The 19,541-nt window shown below is 72.4% G+C and carries 14 protein-coding genes; 7 read left to right on the plus strand and 7 right to left on the minus strand.

Going from position 1 to position 19,541, the window contains the following annotated elements; translation table 11 throughout:
• Positions 1 to 7 precede the first annotated feature (7 nt).
• The 3 genes from ACIBO1_RS12565 to ACIBO1_RS12575 all read left to right on the plus strand — a co-directional run bounded on the left by ACIBO1_RS12565 (position 8) and on the right by ACIBO1_RS12575 (position 4,644).
• On the plus strand, positions 8 to 1,042 hold the full coding sequence (locus ACIBO1_RS12565) for a lactonase family protein (protein WP_396744745.1): 1,035 nt from the start codon (positions 8 to 10) through the stop codon (positions 1,040 to 1,042).
• Positions 1,043 to 1,187: 145 nt separating this feature from the next.
• Entirely contained in the window at positions 1,188 to 2,948 is a 1,761-nt protein-coding gene (locus tag ACIBO1_RS12570) for a substrate-binding domain-containing protein (RefSeq protein WP_396744748.1), read from the plus strand.
• Between the two features lie 208 nt (positions 2,949 to 3,156).
• On the plus strand, positions 3,157 to 4,644 hold the full coding sequence (locus tag ACIBO1_RS12575) for a sugar transferase (protein WP_396744751.1): 1,488 nt from the start codon (positions 3,157 to 3,159) through the stop codon (positions 4,642 to 4,644).
• Between the two features lie 8 nt (positions 4,645 to 4,652).
• On the opposite strand, the gene ACIBO1_RS12580 is transcribed toward ACIBO1_RS12575, so the two are convergent.
• Complete coding sequence (locus ACIBO1_RS12580; RefSeq protein ID WP_396744754.1) at positions 4,653 to 5,780, minus strand: PP2C family protein-serine/threonine phosphatase; 1,128 nt, start codon at positions 5,778 to 5,780, stop codon at positions 4,653 to 4,655.
• A gap of 92 nt (positions 5,781 to 5,872) precedes the next feature.
• Here ACIBO1_RS12580 and ACIBO1_RS12585 point away from each other — a divergent pair, with 92 nt between their 5' ends.
• Complete coding sequence (locus ACIBO1_RS12585; RefSeq protein ID WP_396744757.1) at positions 5,873 to 6,436, plus strand: MarR family winged helix-turn-helix transcriptional regulator; 564 nt, start codon at positions 5,873 to 5,875, stop codon at positions 6,434 to 6,436.
• An 11-nt stretch (positions 6,437 to 6,447) separates the two neighbouring features.
• On the opposite strand, the gene ACIBO1_RS12590 is transcribed toward ACIBO1_RS12585, so the two are convergent.
• Both ACIBO1_RS12590 and ACIBO1_RS12595 read right to left on the minus strand, forming a co-directional pair.
• Entirely contained in the window at positions 6,448 to 8,103 is a 1,656-nt protein-coding gene (locus tag ACIBO1_RS12590; protein WP_396744760.1) for a PP2C family protein-serine/threonine phosphatase, read from the minus strand.
• A 135-nt stretch (positions 8,104 to 8,238) separates the two neighbouring features.
• Positions 8,239 to 9,498 (minus strand): ROK family protein, encoded by a 1,260-nt coding sequence (locus ACIBO1_RS12595; protein WP_396744763.1) that lies wholly within the window; start codon positions 9,496 to 9,498, stop codon positions 8,239 to 8,241.
• A gap of 49 nt (positions 9,499 to 9,547) precedes the next feature.
• Here ACIBO1_RS12595 and xylA point away from each other — a divergent pair, with 49 nt between their 5' ends.
• The 3 genes from xylA to ACIBO1_RS12610 all read left to right on the plus strand — a co-directional run bounded on the left by xylA (position 9,548) and on the right by ACIBO1_RS12610 (position 14,349).
• Positions 9,548 to 10,735, plus strand: coding sequence for a xylose isomerase (xylA, locus tag ACIBO1_RS12600; RefSeq protein ID WP_350692348.1), 1,188 nt, complete (start codon positions 9,548 to 9,550; stop codon positions 10,733 to 10,735).
• A gap of 10 nt (positions 10,736 to 10,745) precedes the next feature.
• On the plus strand, positions 10,746 to 12,164 hold the full coding sequence (xylB, locus tag ACIBO1_RS12605) for a xylulokinase (protein WP_396744767.1): 1,419 nt from the start codon (positions 10,746 to 10,748) through the stop codon (positions 12,162 to 12,164).
• A gap of 760 nt (positions 12,165 to 12,924) precedes the next feature.
• Positions 12,925 to 14,349 carry an MFS transporter gene (locus ACIBO1_RS12610; protein WP_350692345.1) on the plus strand — a complete coding sequence of 475 codons (1,425 nt, stop codon included), beginning with the start codon at positions 12,925 to 12,927 and terminating at the stop codon, positions 14,347 to 14,349.
• Between the two features lie 213 nt (positions 14,350 to 14,562).
• On the opposite strand, the gene ACIBO1_RS12615 is transcribed toward ACIBO1_RS12610, so the two are convergent.
• From ACIBO1_RS12615 to ACIBO1_RS12630, 4 genes are all read right to left on the minus strand, one after another.
• Positions 14,563 to 16,221: an alpha-amylase family glycosyl hydrolase gene (locus tag ACIBO1_RS12615; protein ID WP_396744836.1), complete on the minus strand. Its 1,659-nt coding sequence runs from the start codon at positions 16,219 to 16,221 to the stop codon at positions 14,563 to 14,565.
• A gap of 57 nt (positions 16,222 to 16,278) precedes the next feature.
• Positions 16,279 to 17,310, minus strand: a complete 1,032-nt coding sequence (locus ACIBO1_RS12620) for a LacI family DNA-binding transcriptional regulator (RefSeq protein WP_396744839.1) — start codon at positions 17,308 to 17,310, stop codon at positions 16,279 to 16,281.
• A gap of 64 nt (positions 17,311 to 17,374) precedes the next feature.
• Positions 17,375 to 18,340, minus strand: a complete 966-nt coding sequence (locus ACIBO1_RS12625; protein WP_350692341.1) for a carbohydrate ABC transporter permease — start codon at positions 18,338 to 18,340, stop codon at positions 17,375 to 17,377.
• Position 18,341: 1 nt separating this feature from the next.
• The gene (locus ACIBO1_RS12630; RefSeq protein ID WP_396744772.1) at positions 18,342 to 19,394 is read right to left on the minus strand and encodes a carbohydrate ABC transporter permease; all 1,053 of its coding nucleotides are present in this window, start codon (positions 19,392 to 19,394) and stop codon (positions 18,342 to 18,344) included.
• Positions 19,395 to 19,541: the final 147 nt, after the last annotated feature.

Consider the following 19,541-nt stretch of genomic DNA (forward strand, 5'->3'; position numbering starts at 1 on the left):
GAACACGGTGGCGGTTCAGGGCGAGATCGTGCACATCGGCGGCTATACGGCGTCCAGCGGCGGCCGGGCCACCGGCATCGTCGCGGCCCGCCGCGATCCGCACACCGGTGAGCTGACCTCACTGGGCACGGTCGCGGTCACCGCGTCGCCGTCCTTCCTCGCCCGCCATCCCCGCCTGCCGATGCTGTACGCGGTCAACGAGCTGCCCACCGGTGAGATCAGTGCCTGGCGGGTGGGGGCCGACGGGGAGCTGGACGCGGCCGGCACCCAGGCGACCGGGGGCGCGGAGCCGTGCCACCTGGCGGTCACGCCGGACGGCGGACACCTCGTGGTGGCCAACTACGGCAGCGGCAGCGTGACCGTGTTCCCGCTCGACGCCGACGGTGTCCCGGGTGCGCGTACCGACGTGGTGGCCCACCAGGGGCACGGGCCGAACCCCGAGCGGCAGGAGCAGGCGCACGCTCACATGGTCTCGCCGGGCAGGGACGGCGCGCCGCTGCTCGCCGTCGACCTGGGCACCGACTCGATCTACCGGTACGACCTCGACGCGGCGGGCGCGCTGGCACCCCGGGGTGCCCGGGTGCGCACCGCCCCGGGGGTGGGTCCCCGGCACGTGGCCCGGCATCCGGACGGCCGGCGCTGCTACGTCTCCGGCGAGTTGGACGGCTCGGTCCTCGCCTACGAGGTGACCGACGACGGCGTGCTCCAGGAGATCGGGCGGGTCGAGGCCAGCGGCCGGGCCGGGCACGTGCAGCCGTCGGAGATCGCCGTGGGTGCCGACGGGCGTTTCCTCTATGTCGCCAACCGGGGAGTGGGCACGATCACCGTCTTCTCCCTCGGCGCGAAACTGCCGGAGCAGGTGGCCGAGGTGGACACCGGCGGCGAGTGGCCGCGCCACTTCGCCGTCATCGGTGAGCACCTGTACGTCGCCGACGAGCGGGCAGAAATGGTACGCACTTTTCTCGTCGACCGGGAGACCGGCGTTCCGGCGCCACTGGGCGAGCCGCTCGTAGTCGCCAGTCCGACCTGTGTTCTGCCCTGATCGCGGGCCTGAGACATAGATGCATCCACATTGCGCCGTTGCGTCGTCACACAAAGTTACCAATTCGGGGGAAACTGTTTCTCCTCTGTAACTTTCGACCGAACGGCCATGGCAGTCCACCGGCGGGATACGCAAGATGGTCTGCGTGTCAGCAGGCCGCCATCGCATGCGTTCAGGTATTCACGGCGCCGCCGCCGCGGCGGCGGTCGGCGTTCTCGTCGTCACGGCCGGGGGGTGGGTCGGCTATCGCCAACTCGCCGGTCAGGACTGCTCGGGCAAGATCGAGCTGTCCGTCGCCGTGGCCAGCGAGCTCGCCCCTGCGGTGGACCAGGCCGCCTCCGAGTGGGAGGAGAAGGGTGCCGCCGTCGAGGGGACCTGCATCGACGTGACGGTCTCGGCGGCCGACCCGGTCGAGGTGGCGGCGGTGGTGGCCGCCAAGCACGGCGCGACCCTGGCCGGCGTCGGCCAGGCCAGCGGCACCGCGGTGAGCCCCGACGTCTGGATCCCGGACTCCTCCACCTGGCTGCTGCGACTCAAGACCGGTGGCGCGGCGGCCTTCGAGCCGGGCAACGGTGCGTCGATCGCCAGCAGCCCGGTGGTCGTCGCGATGCCCGAGCCGATCGCCGCCCGGCTGGGCTGGCCCCAGAAGGAACTCGACTGGACCCAGTTGCTGGCCCGGGTCAACAGCGACCGGCCGCTGCGGACCGGGATCGTTGAGCCGACCCGGGACGCCGCCGGCCTGTCCGGCCTGCTGTCGCTGATGACCGCGGCCTCGTCCACCGGTGGTGCCACCGCCGAGCAGGACCGGGTCGGCGCGTTGCGGGCGCTGGCGTCGGGTGCCTCGGCGCTGCGCCAGGACCTGCTGGCGAAGTTCCCGACCGCGGCGGACAACACCACGCTGGCCAGTGCGCTCGGCGCGGCGGCCCTCTCCGAAGAGGACGTCATCCAGTACAACGCCCGCAAGCCTCCGGTGCCGTTGGCGGCGTTGTACCTCAAACCGGCGCCGCTGCCGTTGGACTACCCGTACGCGGTGCTGCCCGGCATCGACCCGGCCAAGGCGTCGGCCGCCCGGGTGCTGTTCGAGGCGCTGACCACCTCGTCGTTCAAGGACAAGCTGGCCGAGCAGTCGCTGCGTGGGCCGGACGGGAACTGGGGGAGCGGCTTCGCCGCGCCGCAGGGTGCACCCAGCCCAGCCGGTGGCGACTCCTCCGCCGCGCCGCCGCAGGGCGGGGTGGCCGCCGGTGGGCTGGCACCGGACGCGGTGGAGCGGGCGGTGTCGAGCTGGTCGATCGCCACGCTGTCCGGTCGGATGCTCTGCATCATCGACGTCTCCGGCTCGATGAAGAAGACCGTGCCGACGGCCAACGGGGCGACCCGGCAGCAGGTCACCATCGAGGCGGCCCGACGCGGTCTGAACCTGTTCGACGACTCGTGGTCGATCGGGTTGTGGGTGTTCTCCACCAAGCTGGCGGGGACGCGGGACTACCGCGAGGTGGTGCCGATCGCGCCGCTGTCGCGGCAGCGCAGCACCCTGGAGCGGGGACTGGACACGGTCACCTCGTCCAGCGGTGACACCGGCCTTTACGACACGCTGTTGGCCGCCTACAAGGACGTGCAGCGCAACTGGGAACCCGGCAAGGTCAACTCGATCGTGCTCTTCACCGATGGCAAGAACGAGAACCCGGACGGCATCTCGCAGCGCGAACTGCTCGCGGAGCTGGAGCGGATCAAGGACCCGGAGCAGCCGATCCAGGTCATCATCGTGGGCATCGGCACCGAGGTGAGCAAGGCTGAGCTGGACACCATCGCCGGGGCCGCCGGTGGCGGGGCGTTCATCGCCGCCGACCCCACCAAGATCAGTGACATCTTCCTCAGGGCGATCGCCCTGAGGAAGGCACCGGCCTGAGCGTAGGCGCAGGAAGGGGTCTGCGGTACCGGAGAAAGCGGTACGACAGGCCCCTTTCCGGTCGTCCTCCACACCGGAAAGTGACGGCAATACGTCCGAAGCAATCGGCCGCCATAGTTATCAAGGCAGGATGTCCTCGTGCACCGGCAGATCCGGCCTCCGTCCCGGCCGGTCCCGGGCCGTCGGCGAGCGAAGTGTGGGAGGGCTGGTGACCTCGGCGACGCTGTTGACCCCCGCCAGATCGTCATCGCGATCAGGTGAGGCTGCGCCATCGAGCGGGTCGGTGCGTGGCGACCAGCGGACATACGTCCGTTCCCTGGTCGTGCTGGACGCCACCGTACTCTCCGTGGCAGTGCTCATCGGTTACGCGGCGCGATTCGGTGAATCCGTGCCACGTGGTACCCACGTGCCCTACGTCCTGTTCGCGCCGGCACTTGTGCTGGCCTGGTTGGTCTCCCTGAAGGCCCTGCGCTGTTACGACGACCGGGTGGTCGGCTACGGCGCGGACGAGTACCGGCGGGTGAGCATGGCCAGCCTCCGGTTGGCCGGCGCCGTCGCGATCCTCGGATACGTCGCCGACGTCGGCGTGTCCCGTGGCTTCCTGGCGATCTCGTTCGCGGTGGGCATGATCGGGCTCGAAGTGGCCCGGTTCGCCGCGCGCAAGCGTCTGCACCGAGCCCGGTCGCGGGGGACGGGCTGGTCTCGGCGGGTGCTGGTGGTCGGCGACACCGCACACGTGTTGGAACTGGTGCACACGCTGCGCCGCGAGCCGTACGCCGGCTACCAGGTGGTCGGCGCCTGCATCCCGGACGCGCTGCTGGCCCCGGTGGCGCAGCGGCTCGGTGACGTGCCGGTGGTCGGCTCGTTCCGGGGCATCCCGGAGGCCGCCGACGCCATCGGCGCGGACACGGTCGCGGTCACCGCCTGCGGGGAGCTGACCGCCACCCGGCTGCGTCGGCTCGGATGGCAACTGGAGGGCACCGGCATCGACCTGGTGCTGGCCCCGGCGTTGACCGACGTCGCGGGCCCGCGTATCCACACCCGTCCGGTCGCCGGGCTGCCCCTGATCCACGTGGAGGCACCCGAGTTCCGTGGGGTTCGCAAGCTGGTCAAGGGGCTGGTCGACCGCTCGGTCGCGCTGGTGGCGCTGACCCTGCTGTTCCCGTTGCTGGCGGCCATCGCGCTGGCGGTGAAGGTGAACAGCCGGGGGCCGGTGCTGTTCCGGCAGACCCGGGTGGGGCAGGGCGGGCGCGAGTTCGGCGTCTTCAAGTTCCGCACCATGGTGGTGAACGCCGACGCCCTGCTGGCGGAGTTGACCGCCCGCAACGAGACCGACGGTCTGATGTTCAAGATGCGGGACGACCCCCGGGTGACCAGGGTCGGCCGGCTGCTGCGCAAGTGGTCCCTGGACGAGCTTCCCCAGTTGGTCAACGTGCTGTTCGGGCAGATGAGCCTGGTCGGGCCACGGCCGCCGTTGCCGTCCGAGGTGGCCCGCTACGACGGCGACGTGGCCCGGCGTCTGCTGGTCAAGCCCGGGATGACCGGTCTCTGGCAGGTCAGCGGCCGGTCCGACCTGAGTTGGGAGGACGGCATCCGGCTCGACCTCTACTACGTGGAGAACTGGTCACTCGCGGCCGACCTGACCATCCTCTGGAAGACCTTCGGCGCGGTGGTCAACAGCCGGGGCGCGTACTAGAACGGGCCTCAGGGCTGCGGGCCGGTCCAGTCCAGGCAGACCACGACTGCGTCGTCGGTCAGGTCACCGGCGACGAAGGCGCGCAGGTCGCCGAGGAGGGAACGGACCGCGTCGAGCGGGGTCATCGGCGCGGTACGGCGCAACATCCGGTCCAGCGCGGTCTCGCCGTAGCGGATGTTGCGCCCGGTCGCGTCGATCACCCCGTCGCTGATCATGAAGAGACGGTCGCCGCGCTGGAGCTGGACGTACTGCTCGTGGTAGTTCGTCCCCTCGAACATGCCGAGCGGGAACTGCGCCTCCAGCGGCTGCACGGTGACCTGCCCGGCCCGCAGCAGCACCAGCCGGGGCGAACCGGCGTCGACAGCGGTGAGCAGGCCGGTACGCAGGTCGAGTTCGAGCAGCAGGGTGGAGAGATGTTGCTCACCCCGGTGCAGGTCGTAGATCGCCTGGTCGGCCAGGGTGGCCTGGTCGGCGAGCGGGATGCCGGCCCGGCGGGCGTTGCGCAGCGCGCAGGTGGCCAGCGTGGTGAGCATCGAGGCGGCCACCCCCTCGCCCATCCCGTTGATCGTCGCGGTCCAGACGCGTTCGCCGTCGTCGGACCAGTCGAAGCTGTCGCCGCGCACCGCGTACGCGGGTTCGAGCTGGCCGGCCAGGCTGAACGAGGGACGGGTCCGGCTGCGCCCGGGCAGGAGTTCCCACTGCACCTCGGCCGCGAGCGTGAGCCGTCGGGTACGCCGGGCGATGCGGTACACGTCGGTGCCGGGGTCGACCGCGGTCAGCTCGTGCGCCATCGCGGTGGCGATCTCCAGCAGCTCGCTCAGCAGCCCGTCGTCGGTCAGCGGTGCGACCCGGAGCACACCACGCCGTTCGCCGCGCATGTTGACCGGCAGGTAACCGGTGCCGTCCGCGTACACCGGGGTCTCGTGGTCGAAGCAGCGCCAGGCGGGGTGACCCGGGCTGGTCACCTCGTCACCGCCGGTGAGCGGGAGCAACGCGGCCAGGCGGTAGTCGACCTGGAGCAGCTCGGTCTCGGTGATGCCGTACTCCCGCTCCAACAGCTCCGCGATCCGCCGGACGAGCAGGTCTGCGGGGGCTGCCGTGAGTGTGGCACGGGCCTCGTCGACCGGCTCGCTCATCGTCTCTCCTTGATCACAAGCCCATTCGGCGACAGAATCGGAGTACGCTCAGGCCCACCATGGCGGAACTGCATGGTCCACCGGGACCCGAGATGAGTATGGCTGCCGAGCTGGATACCGCGGCAAGCGCCCTGCTGACCGTCTGGGACGGTGCGCGGGAACGCACGGCCAACCGGATCTCCACCGCCCAGCTGCGGGCCGTCATGCTCGTCGAACGGCAGGACGGCATCAACCTGCGCCGGTTGGCCGCCGGGCTGGACATGCTGCTCTCCTCGGCCAGCCGGCTCTGTGACCGGCTGGTCGCCGCCGGGATGCTGGAACGCGAGCCGGGACGCGCTGACCGCCGGGAGATCTCGCTGCACCTCACCGCCGAGGCCCGCCGGCTCCTCGCCGAGCTGCGCGAGGACCGCCGCCAGCAGCTGTCCACGATCCTCGCCGCGATGACGCCGGAGGCCCGGGAGGCCCTGCTGCACGGGCTGCGTGAGTTCGACGCGGCGGCTCGCGCGCGGGTGATGCGGCAGGTGTCGCCGCTGGTGCCGCAGCAGGAGACCCACCCGGAGCAGCTACCGGCGGGCCGGCCCGCCGTGGAGCACGGTGCCGAGCCGCAGCCACGGAGCTGGGCGGCGGGGGAGACCTCCGTCTCACGTACCGCCTGACCGGCCGTCGGTCAGCCGGTTGCGGCCGGGCCCACCGCCAGCATCGCCACGTCGTCGTGCCGGTGCCCACCGCACCATTCGTCGACCAGGTGGAGCACGCGGTCGACAAGCGTCGCCGGTGCGGACCCGGCGGCCTCGCCCAGGGCCCGGTGCAGCCGCCGCTCGCCGAACATCTCGGTGCCGTGCGGCCCGCCCCTGGCCTCGGTCACCCCGTCGGTGCGGGCCAGCAACAGCTCACCCGGCCGCAGCCGGACCTCGGCCTCGTCGAACCGCGCCCCGGGCACCGCACCCACCGGCATGCCGCCCACCTGGACCGGGGTCACCGTCCCGGCGCCGTCGACCAGCAGCGGCGCAGGATGCCCGCCGCCGGCCACCCGGACCCGCACTCCGCCGTCCGGCTCGGGATGCAGCGTGCCCAGCAGCAGGGTGGTGAACTGGCCGCGACGGGCCGCGTCCGGGATGTCCAGCAGCGCCCGGTCGAGCAGCCCGAGCAGCTCCCGGGGCCGATGTTCGACCAGGCGCAGCGTCTGCAACGACTGGCGGACCCGGCCGGTCAGCACGGCCGCACCGACGCCCTTGCCGCTGACGTCGCCGAGGGCGAACAGCGCGCCGCCGTCGGTCGGGAGCACGTCGTAGAAGTCACCGCCGATGCGCAGGCTGTCGCCGGCCGCGCGGTACCCACCGGCGAGCCGTACGCCGTCGACGGCGGGCAGGTCCGGCGGGAGCAGACTGTTCTGCAGTACCCGGGCCAGGTGGGTCTGCTCGTCGTAGAGCTGGGCGGTGGCCATGGCGGCTCCGGCCCGGGCGGCGAACTCCCGGACCAGCTCGACGTCGCGCCGGTCGAACCCGTCGCGCGCCCCGGCCCGCACCAGCACCAGCGCGCCCGCCGTCCGGCCGGCCCCCGGCATCGGGCTGACCAGCAGCGTCGCCGCCGGATCGAGGTCGTCGGGGATCAGCGGCCCGACGCCGTCGCGCTCCGCGGCGGGCCAGGGCCGTGGCACGCCGGCCTCTCCGTCGAGCGCCTCGACCAGCCCGGGTACGGCGCTGACGGCGTCCCAGTCGGTGGCGCCGAGGGCCGGCGTCGACTGGTGACCGGCGTGCCGGATCCACTGCGGCTGGTACTCGACCGCCCCGGTCGGCAGATACACGATCAGGGCCAGGTCGGCGAGGTACGGCACGGGCAGCGTCGCGGCGGCCTGGAGCGCCTGGTCGCGGTGCAGCGCCAGGCCGAGTCGACGGCCGGCCTGGGCCAGGAAGTCGGTCCGTCCCCGCTCGGTGCGCAGCGCCTCGGCGCGCTGGTGGTCGTCGGTGACGTCCCGCACGTACCAGGCCGACCGGTCACCGGCCAGCGGGCGGCGGATGCCCCGGAGCCGCCGGTCCCGGTGTTCGCCCTCGACGTCGTCCGCCCCGGTCGCGTACGCCTCGGCCAGCATCGCGACCGGGGAACCGGGCAGCCCGACGCCCGGGTGCAGTTCCGGCAGCAGGGCGGTGGCTGCGGCGTTGACCAGCACGACCTGCCCGGCACTGTCGGTGATCAGGACCGCCTCGGCGAGCCCGTCGAGGAGTTCCCGCGCGAGATCGGGGTCCATCGAGCTGCGGGAGCCCGGGCGGCCGGTTCGCCCACGGCCGGTGGAGCCGGCGGCCGGGCCCCGTCGGGTCGTGGTCACCGACGGTCGTCCTGCGCCCTGCGCTGTCGACCTGTACGCATGCCGGTGTTGTGCTCCTCGGGTCCACGGGGTTTGTTGCCTCGGGACAAGGGTACCGAGGGCTCCCGAGGGGTGCCCTCGCAGGAACACCGTGGTCTAGAGCCGGGCCAGCCAACCCGCCGGGCGGGCGATGATCCGGCGTACCACCGAGCCTGCCGCGCCCACCGCGGCGGCGGTCGCGCCGAGGGCCGCGGGTCGTACGGTCACCGGTGACCAGGCGGCGGTGAGCACCCGGCGTTCGATCTCGGCGAGCACCGGTGGCCGGATCCAGGGAGCGAGCGGAGCGTAACCGCCACCGAGTACCACGGTGTCCAGATCCAGCAGGTTGATCACGCTCGACACGGTGATGCCGATGGCCGTACCCGCCTCGTGCAGGGCGTGCCGGGCGGCGGGCTCGCCGGCCTCGGCGAGCTGGGCCAGCCGCATCGGCGCGGTGTCGGCCGGCAGGTCGGCCCCGGCCAGGCCGGCGGCGGCGAGGATCGCCTCCTGTCCGGCGTAGCGTTCCAGGCAACCCCGGCCGCCGCACCGGCACGGCGGGCCGTCCGGCCGCACCGGGATGTGCCCGATCTCGCCGCTCCAGCCCCGGACGCCCCGGAACAACGCGCCGTCGAGCACGATCCCGGCACCGATGCCGACCTCACCGGAGAGGTGCAGGAAGCTGCCCGGTCCGGCACCGGCGTGCAGTTCGCTGAGCGCGGCGAGGTTGGCCTCGTTGTCCACCACCAGCGTCGGTACGCCCGCCACGGTCTCGGTGAGCGGCGGGTGTGCGGCCAGCAGCTCCGGGACGGGTACGTCCCGCCAGCTCAGGTTCGGCGCGAGGCGGACCCGGCCGGTGTCGTCGACCAGCCCGGGCACGCCGAGGGCCGCGCCGGCCAGGGTGAGGCCCTGCGCGTCGGCGTCGGCGCGGGCGCGGGCGGCGAGCCGGGCCAGCCGGGCCAGCGCGTCGGCGGGGGAGACCGGGCGCAGGTCGGCCCGGTGCACGGTGTGGTGCCGTACCTCACCGGAGAGGTCGACCACGCAGGCGGCCAGGTAGTCGACGTTGATCTCCAGCCCGAGCCCGGCCGGGCCGTCACCGGCGAGCACCAGGCCACGGGCGGGTCGACCGGCACCGGCGCGCGGAGTCGGCTCGGCCTCGGTGACCAGTCGACCGGCGACGAGGTCCTCCACCACGGCCGAGACGGTGGCCCGGGTCAGGCCGGTCTCGGCCGCCAGCGCGGCCCGGGAGGGCGGGCGGTCGGCCGCGGCGATCCGGCCGAGGACGAGGGCGAGGTTCAGCTCACGCAGGCTGCCCTGGCGTACGCCGCCGGCCGGGGCTGCGAGTCGGGTCACCCCTTGACACTGCCACATCGCGGCCATTTAATTCAACCACTGAACAAATAGCGGACGACACCACCGGAGGTCTGTAATGGCATCCCGTCCCACCCCCGCCGACAAGTTCTCCTTCGGCCTCTGGACGGTCGGCTGGCAGGGCCGAGACCCGTTCGGTCACGCCACCCGGCCCGCGCTGGACCCGGTGGAGTCGGTGCACCGGCTCGCCGAGCTGGGCGCGTACGGCGTCACCTTCCACGACGACGACCTCGTGCCGTTCGGTGCGGACGCCGCCACCCGCGACGGCCAGATCGCCCGGTTCCGCAAGGCGCTCGACGAGACCGGCCTGGTGGTGCCGATGGTCACCACCGACCTCTTCCAGCAGCCCGTCTTCAAGGACGGCGGCTTCACCAGCAACGACCGCGACGTCCGGCGGTACGCGCTGCGCAAGGTGCTGCGCAACATCGACCTCGCCGCCGAGCTGGGCGCCCAGACCTTCGTCATGTGGGGCGGTCGCGAAGGCGGCGAGTACGACGTGGCCAAGGACGTGCAGGCCGCGCTGGCGCGCTACCGCGAGGCGGTCGACCTGCTCTGCCAGTACGTCGTCGACCGTGGTTACGACCTGCGGTTCGCGCTGGAGCCCAAGCCGAACGAGCCGCGCGGCGACATCCTGCTGCCCACCGTCGGGCACGCCCTCGCCTTCATCTCCACGCTCGCCCACCCCGACCGGGTCGGCGTCAACCCGGAGGTCGGCCACGAGCAGATGGCCGGGCTGAACTTCGTGCACGGCATCGCCCAGGCGCTCTGGCAGGGCAAGCTGTTCCACATCGACCTCAACGGCCAGCGCGGCATCAAGTACGACCAGGACCTGGTCTTCGGCCACGGTGACCTGCTCAACGCGTTCGCGCTGGTGGACCTGCTGGAGCACGGCGCGCCGGGCGGCGGCCCCGGGTACGACGGACCCCGCCACTTCGACTACAAGCCCTCCCGCACCGAGGACATGGACGGGGTGTGGGTCTCCGCCGCCGCGAACATGCGGACCTACCTGCTGCTCAAGGAGCGGGCTGCGGCGTTCCGGGCCGACCCCGAGGTGGTCGAGGCGTTGGCCGCCAGCAAGGTCGGCGAGCTGGGCGTACCGACCCTGGGCGAGGGCGAGGGCTACGCCGAGCTGCTCGCCGACACCAGCGCGTTCGAGGGCTACGACGTCGAGGCGGCCGGTGCCAAGGGTTTCGGCTTCATCCGGCTCAACCAGCTCGCCGTCGAGCACGTGCTCGGCGCGCGCTGAGGCGGACGGCATGCCGCTCGTCGCGGGGGTGGACTCCTCCACCCAGTCCTGCAAGGTGGTCGTCCGGGACGCGGAGACCGGTGACCTGGTCCGTCAGGGCCGGGCGCCGCACCCGGACGGCACCGAGGTCGACCCCTCGGCCTGGTGGTCGGCCCTCCAGACGGCGATCGACGCCGCCGGTGGGCTGGACGACGTCGCCGCCGCCTCCGTCGCCGGCCAGCAGCACGGCATGGTCTGCCTGGACGACTCCGGCGAGGTGGTGCGGCCGGCGCTGCTGTGGAACGACACCCGCTCCGCACAGGCCGCCGCCGACCTGGTCGAGGAGGCCGGTGCCGGTACGGCGGGACGGCAGTTCTGGGCCGACGCGGTGGGCAGCGTGCCGGTGGCCAGCTTCACCGTCACCAAGCTGCGCTGGCTGGCCCGGCACGAGCCGGCCAACGCCGACCGGGTGGCCGCCGTCTGCCTGCCGCACGACTGGTTGACCTGGCGACTGTCCGGATCGTCCGACCTGGCGGCGCTGCGCACCGACCGCAGTGACGCCAGCGGCACCGGCTACTGGTCGCCGGCCACCGGCGAGTACCGTCCCGACCTGCTGGAACAGGCGCTCGGTCGGACGGTACGGGTGCCGACCGTGCTGGGACCGTCCGAGACGGCGGGCGCGCTGCCCGGCGGCGCGCTGCTCGGGCCCGGCGCGGGGGACAACGCCGCCGCCGGATTCGGGGTGGGCGCCGGCCCCGGCGACGTGGTCGTCTCGATCGGCACCTCCGGCACCGTGTTCAGCGTCGCCGACGCGCCGGCCGCCGACCCGACCGGGATCGTCGCCGGCTTCGCCGATGCCAGCGGCCGGTTCCTGCCACTGGTCTGCACGCTGAACGCGGCCCGGGTACTCGACGCCGCCGCCGGGATGCTGCGGGTCGGGCTGGACGAGTTGGCCGAGCTGGCGCTGGCCGCGCCGCCCGGCGCGGACGGGCTGGTCCTGGTGCCGTACCTGGAGGGTGAGCGGACGCCGAACCGACCGCTGGCCACCGGGGCGGTGCACGGGCTGACCCTGGGCACCTCGACCCCGGCCCACCTGGCTCGGGCGGCGGTCGAGGGCATGCTCTGCGCACTCGCCGACGGTCTGGACGCGCTGTCCGCCCAGGGGGCGACCGTCCGCCGGGTCATCCTGGTCGGTGGCGGGGCCCGCTCCGCCGCCGTCCGCCGGATCGCCGCCCAGGTCTTCGGCAGCCCGGTGGTCGTCCCGCCACCCGGCGAGTACGTCGCCGACGGGGCCGCCCGCCAGGCCGCCTGGCTGGCCCTCGGCGGCGCGGAACCACCGTCGTGGTCTCCGTCCGGCACCGAGGAGTACGCCGCCGAGCCGGTACCGGCCATCCGGGAGCGTTACGCCGAGGCCCGGGAGCGCCACCTGGACCGCTCGACGTCCGGATAGCGCACGTGGGTCCGGGCCGGGGCGCGACACCGCCCCGGCCCGGACCGGTACCCGCTGCGCCCTCGGTCTGGTCGGTCTCGTCGGCCTGGTCGGTCCCGTCGGCCTGGTCGGTTCCTCGGTCTCGTCGGTTCCTCGGCCTGGTCGGTCCCGTCGCGCCGTGACGGGGCATCGGCCGCGTCGGGCGGTGTCAGGCCGTCGGGCCGTGCCGGGCCGTGTCGGGCCGTCGGGCCGTGCCGGGCCGTCGGGCCGCGTCGGGCCGTCGGGCCGTGCCGGGCCGTCGGGCCGTGCCGGGCCGTCAGCCGTGTCGCGCTTTCGGGCATCGCATCGGCTTCCCGCCGGCCCACTCGCTCGCTGACCTCAAGGTCGTGCTCAATCCTGGATCGAGTGGTCATTGCGGCGCTGGGATGCCACTCGATCCAGGATCGAGCGTGATCTTGGCCGCGCGGGCCGCACGATCATCGGGGCCTGTGAGGGCGTCGGGCCTCGTCGGGTCATTAGACGCTGTCGGGTCGCCGGGCCTCGTCGGGTCGTCGCGCCTCCGTGGGATCGTGGGGCCTCCGTGGGGTCGTCGGCCTTGTCGGCCCCTCGGCCCAGTCGTGCCGTGACGGGACATCGGCCTCGTCGGCCTTGTGGAGTCGTCGGGGCCAAGGTCGTCGGGGTGCGCGGATCGGTGACGTGGGTGGGGCCGGTCTGCTGTCGCCTGGTCGGGGTGGGTGGACCCGGTGACCGGGCCGTTATCCGGTCCTGGTTGGCTGCCGGCATGACCTTGCGCACGGGCCGATCCGCGCGGGTGTGGGGCGGGAGCGCCACGCACCGGATCTACAGCGTCGTGGTCTTCGTGCTGCTCGCCTCGCTGGACAACGTGGCGATCGGTCTGGTGCCGCCGCTCTACGGCGCGATCGCCGACTCCTTCGCGGTGCCGCAGCGCCTGCTCGGCCTGGTCACCGCGATCAGTTTCCTGGTCAGCGCCGTGGCAGCGGTCGGCTGGGCGTACTTCGGAGACCGCACCAACCGCAAGCCGCTGCTCATGATCGGCACGCTGATCTGGGCGGTCGGCACCGGGGGAAGCGGCCTGGCCGGCGACTATCCGACGTTCCTGGCCGCGCAGTTGCTGGCGGCGATCGGGCTCGGCGCGGTCGGGTCGGTCGGGTTCTCGGTCGTCACCGACCTGATCTCGCCCCGCCGCCGGGGCCTGGTGATGAGCTTCTGGGGACTCTCCCAGGGCATCGGCACGCTGGCCGGCACGCTGGTCGGCGGGCTGCTCGGCGCGACCGACTGGCGCCGCCCGTTCCTGCTGCTCACCGTCGTCGGCCTGGCCGCCACTGCGGCGTACCTGTTCACGTACGACATCCGGCGCGGGCAGAGCGAACCGGAACTGGCCGCCGCGCTGGCCGCCGGCGCCGAGTACGACCACCGCATCAGCCGGTCCGATCTGCCGGTCATCCTGGGCCGGCGGACCAACCGGTGGCTCGTCCTGCAGGGCCTCACCGCACAGGCCGCGTTCGGCTCGCTGGTCTGGCTGCCGGTGCTCTTCACCGAGCGGGCCCGGGAGCAGGGCTACTCACCGGCGACGGCGATCGTGGTGGGCAGCGTCTTCGCCACTCTGTTCCAGCTCGGCGGCGTGTTCTCCATCGTCGGCGGTCTGATCGGCGATGCGTTGCAACGGCGTACGCCCTCCGGCCGGGCACTGGTCGCTGCGGTCGGCATCCTCGCGGCGGTCCCGCTCTACCTGGTGCTGTTCTTCGTGCCGATCCGCATCGACGTGCCCGACGGCGCCGGCACCGGCGCGGTGGTGGCGGCCGTGGTGGGCAGCGTGTTCACCGAGCCGACGGTCGGGCTGAGCCTGCTCACCGCGCTGCTGGCGTTGGCGTTGACCTCGGCGAACTCACCGAACTGGTTCGCGTTGATCGCCGATGCCAACCCGCCCGAGCATCGGGGCACCGTCTACAGCCTCGGCAACCTGGTCAACGGGGTGGGGCGGGCGGCCGGCAACGGGCTGGTCGGCGTGGTCTTCCACGCCCTGCGGGGGGCTTTCCCGCCGCCGCTGAACTACGCCGTCGGGCTGGCCGCGTTCCAGCTCTTCTTCATCCCCACCGGGATCATGTACTGGCTCGCCGCCCGGACGTCCCCCAAGGACATCGCCGACGTCCGCGACCTGCTGCACTCTCGCGCCGAAAAGCTGTGACAGATGTAAGGAAGGGCCCCTTGTTAACGCCTCGTGCATAGCAAGGGCCCCCTGTTAACAAACGACCGCCAGCCGGCGGGCCGCGCGGGACAGCCCGGTCGGCGGCTGCTCGCCTTGCCGCAGCCCGCGACGGGCGGTGTTAACAGGGGGCCCTTCCTCTACCTGAGGCGTTAATAAGGTGCCCTTCCTTACAACACCCACACCCCCGCCCGATCAGGGGGAGTGGAGCCAGACGGTTGCGTCGGTGGGGAGGGAACCGTCCTCGTTCAACGGAGCGCTGCTGTGCACCAGTTTGCCGTCGGGCAGTGGAATCGCCTCCGGGCCGAAGTTGGTCGACACGACCAGGTCGCCGTTGCGGAAGGTCAGCACGTCGTCGTCGGAGGCGAGCCACTCCAGGGTGCCTCGACCCAACCCGTGGGTACGCCGTAGCCGCAACGCCGTCCGGTACATCTCGTACGTCGAGCCGGGCACGTCGCGCTGGCGGTCCCGGGCGTACTCGGCCCAGACCGGTGGCTGTGGCAGCCAGCTCGCGTCGGTGGACCCGAAGCCGTACGACGGGGCGTCGGCCTCCCACGGGATCGGCACCCGGCAGCCGTCGCGGCCCCGCTGGGTGCGCCCGCTGCGTTCCCAGGTCGGGTCCTGCCGGGCCTCGTCGGGCAGGCTGGTGTGCTCCGGCAGCCCCAACTCCTCGCCCTGGTAGAGGTAGGCCGAACCGGGCAGGGCGAGCATCAGCAGGGTGGCCGCCCGGGCCCGGCGCAGCCCGAGCGCCGCGTCCGGCTGCTCGTCGCCGACGCCGATGCCGTTGGGTCGGGCGGTGCCCACCGGCAGCCCGAGCCGGGAGGCGTGCCGGACCACGTCGTGGTTGGAGAGCACCCAGGTGGTGGGCGCGCCGACCGCGTCGGTGGCCTCCAGCGACCGGGTGATCACGGCGTACTGGGCCGGGGCGGTCCAGGAGGCGACCAAGTATTCGAAGTTGAACGCCTGGTGCATCTCGTCGGGGCGGACGTACCGGGCCAGCCGCTCGGCCGGCTCCACCCACGCCTCGGCGACCAGGACGCGTTCCCCGGGGTAGCCGTCCAGCAGCCGCCGCCAGTCGCGGTAGATCTCGTGTACGCCGTCCTGGTCCCACATCGGCGGGCGGGGCTTGTCGGCCTCCTGCCCGGAGAGGATCTCCTGCGGCTCCCGCCAGTCGGCCAGGTCGGCCTGCTTGACCAGCCCGTGCGCCACGTCGACCCGGAAGCCGTCCACGCCCCGGTCCAGCCAGAACCGCAGCACGTCCAGGAACTCGGCGCGTACCTCCGGGTCGTCCCAGTTCAGGTCGGGCTGGGCGGTGTCGAACAGGTGCAGGTACCACTGACCGTCGGGGACCCGGGTCCAGGCCGGTCCGCCGAAGACGCTCTGCCAGTCGTTGGGCGGCTCGACGCCGTCCGGGCCCCGGCCGTCGCGGAAGACGTACCGCTGCCGCTCGGGGCTGCCCGGCGCGGCGGCCAGGGCGGCCTGGAACCACCGGTGTGCCGACGAGGTGTGGTTGGGGACCAGGTCGACGATCACCCGCAGCCCCCGCGCGCGGGCCTGCGCGATCAGCTCGTCGGCGTCGGCGAGCGTGCCGAACAGCGGCTCCACGTCCCGGTAGTCGGCAACGTCGTAGCCGGCGTCGGCCTGCGGCGACGGATAGAACGGGGAGAGCCAGACCGCGTCGACCCCCAGCTCGGTCAGGTGGTCCAGGCGGGCGGTGATCCCCGGCAGGTCGCCGATGCCGTCGCCGTTGGAGTCGGCGAACGAGCGCGGGTAGATCTGATAGATCACCGCCTCGGTCCACCAACCGGTGAGCGGGGCGGAGGGCGCGGTCTGCTGCGTCGCGTTGTCGTTCAGGACGGACTCCCGTGGTCGAGCCGGCCCGGCGGGTCGCCGGACGACGAGGTGATCAGGTCAGTGTGCCCGCGCCGGCGCGGTCGATTCACGCACGACCAACCGAGTGTTCAGGATCACCGGCGACGTCGCACGGTGTGGCCCGGATTGCGGGGGCCCGGCGAGCGGGTCGAGCAGCAGCTTCGCGGCCAACCGGCCCTGCTCGGCGGCGGGCTGGGCGATGGTGCTCAGCCCGAGCACACCGGCGAGTGCGTGGTCGTCGATGCCGATCACGCTGACGTCCTGGGGTACCCGCAGGCCGGCGTCGCGCAGCGCGGTCAGCGCGCCCATCGCCATCTCGTCGCAGGCGGCGAAGATCGCCGTGGGCGGATCACCCCGGCGCAGCAGTTCCTCGGTGGCCCGGGTGCCACCGGCGATGTCGAACCGGGACTCCACGTCGAGGCTCGGGTCGGGAGACAAGCCGGCGGCGCGCAGCGCCTCCTGGTAGCCCCGGCGTCGGTCCAGGTGCGCGGTGAAGGCGAGTTCGTCGTCGGGGTCGCCGGAGATGTGGGCGATGCGTCGGTGGCCGAGGTCCAGCAGATGCCGGGTGGCGGTCCGCGCGGCGACCACGTCGTCGATGCGTACGCAGGGCCAGCCCGGCACGTCGGTGCCGGAGCTGACGGTCACCCCGGGCAGGTCGAGCGCGGCCAGAGCGGTCAGTTCGGGTGCCCGCAGCGGGGTGGCGACCAGCATCACCGCGTCCACCCGCTTGTGCAGGTTGGCGGGGTGCAGCAGGCGCTGGCGGTTCTGCTCCCGGCCGCCGAGGTTGTGCAGCAGCAGGTCGTAGCCGGCCTGGTGCAGGAAGTCCTCGACCGCTTCGACGACGACGCCGAAGAACCACCGGGTGATCCGGGGGACCACCACCGCCACCGTGCCGGTACGACCGCCGGCCAGCCGGGAGGCGCTCGGCGACACGGCATACTGCAACTGCTCGGCGGCAGCCAGCACCCGGTGGCGGGTGGCGGCCGACACGGTCGGCAGTCCGCGTAGCGCCCGGGAGACGGTGGCCGTGGAGACTCCGGCCAGCCGGGCGACGTCGTCGATCCTGGTCACGCTTACCCCGCTCACGTCCCGGGTGGTGCCGCCGTCACCGTCGGCGGCGGCACCACCCGGGGTATCAGCCCTTGACGCTGCCGGCGAGCAGCCCTCGAACGAAGTAACGCTGCAACGACAGGAACACGATCAGCGGTACGACGATCGAGACGAACGCTCCGGCGGTCAGCCGTTGCCACTCGTTGCCCCGGGTGCCGGCCAGTTCGGCCAGCCGGACGGTGAGCGGCGCGGTGACGTCGCTGCCACCGGCGAAGATGAGCGCGACCAGCAGGTCGTTCCAGACCCAGAGGAACTGGAAGATGCCGAACGCGGCCAGGGCGGGAGCGACCAGCGGCAACACGATGGTGCGGAAGATCCTGGGGTGGGTGGCCCCGTCGACCCGGGCCGCCTCCATCAGGTCCTTCGGTAGCTGCGAGATGAAGTTGTGCAGCAGGAACACGGCGAACGGCAACGCGAAGCAGGTGTGCGCGAACCACACCTGGGCGAAGTTCTGCGCGCCGTCGAGGTTCCAGGCGGGCATCAGGGTGACGCCGCCGATGCTGACTCCCCGCGAGAAGAAGCTCAGCAGCGGCACCAGCGCCATCTGCAACGGCACGATCTGGAGCGCGAAGATGCCGATGTAGACCCAGTCCCGGCCGCGGAAGTTGATCCACGCCAGCGCGTACGCGGCCAGGGCGGCGAACGCGAGCGGGAACAGCACCGACGGCAGGGTGATGACCAGCGAGTTGACGAAGTAGTTGGCGAGCTGTCCCGAGCCGGACGCCTGCCCGAACAGCACGTCCTGGTAGTTCTGCAGGGTGAACTGCGGGTCCCGGAAGAACGTCCACCAGCCGGTGGTCTTGAGCTGGGGCTCCGGCCGGAACGAGGAGACGAACAGGCCGAACGTCGGGATGGTCCAGACGACCGCGATGACGATCGCGACGATCGTCGCGGTACGGCTGTTCAGCCGCTTGCGTACCCGGGACGCCCGCGTCGACGTGCCGCTTGTGTCCTGGGCGCCGGCGGCGACCGGGGGAGTGGTGGTGGTCATCTCAGCCCTCCCGTCGCTGCTGACGCAGGTTACGGATCTGGAAGATCACGATCGGCAGCACCAGGACGAAGAGGAAGACCGCCAGGGCGGACCCCTGACCGTTCTGGCCGTACCGGAACGCCTGGTTGTACATCTCGTTCGCGATCACGCTGGTGTCGTAGTTGCCGTTGGTCGTGGTGCGGACGATGTCGAAGACCTTCAGCGTGGCGATCGAGATGGTGACCACGACGACGATCATGGCCGGCCGGATGCTGGGCACGGTGATCTGCCGGAACATCTGCCAGGGGGTGACCCCGTCGAGGCGGGCCGCCTCCACGATGTCGGCCGGGATGGACTTGATCGCCGCGGAGAGCACCACCATGGCGAATCCGGCCTGGATCCAGACCATGATCACGATGAGCAGCAGCGTGTTCAGTGGCGAGTCGAGCAGCCACTGTCGGGGCTCGCCACCGAGGCTGACCACGATCTGGTTGAGCAGACCGATCTGTTCCTGGTCCTCACCCCGGTAGGCGTAGACGAACCGCCAGATGATGGCGGCACCCACGAACGAGATCGCCATCGGCATGAAGATCAGCGACTTCGCCAACGACTCCATCCGGGCCTTGTCGACCAGCACCGCGTAGAGCAGGCCCATCGAGGTGGCGACCAGCGGGACCAGGGTCACCCAGACCAGCGTGTTGATCAGTACCCGGACGATCGCGTCCTCGGCGAACATCCAGCGGTAGTTGTCCAGCCCGACCCAGTTCTGACTGCCGCCGTCCATGAAGGACAGGAGCGTGGTGCGGATCGCCGGGACGACCAGGCCGATCATCAGCAGCAGTACGGTCGGCAGCAGGAAGAAGAGTGCGAACAGCCCCTCCCGGGGCTTGGTCCGCCGGGGCATCGGCGCGCTGCCGGCGGCGGCGGCGACGAGTTGCGCCTCGCGACGCCGGGCGAAGAACGCCGGCACCGCGTCGAGCAGGACGAGCAGGCCGCCGACGACCACTGCGAAGGCGACCAGCCCCCACAGCAACATCATCAGTTTCGGCGCCTGGGCGGCGAAGTCGAAGTTCATCAACCCTCCCGGAGGTGTCGACAGAGCCGGGGGGGGGGGGGGGGGGGGGGGGGGGCGCCCCCCCACGGCGCGCTTGCGGCCGCCGGGCGCGCGGGACGGGGCGGGCGCGGGGGGGGGGCGGCCCCGGGTTGAGGCTCGCCACGCGCG

It is taken from the genome of Micromonospora sp. NPDC049903 (assembly GCF_044460945.1).
Classification (GTDB): Bacteria; Actinomycetota; Actinomycetes; order Mycobacteriales; family Micromonosporaceae; genus Micromonospora.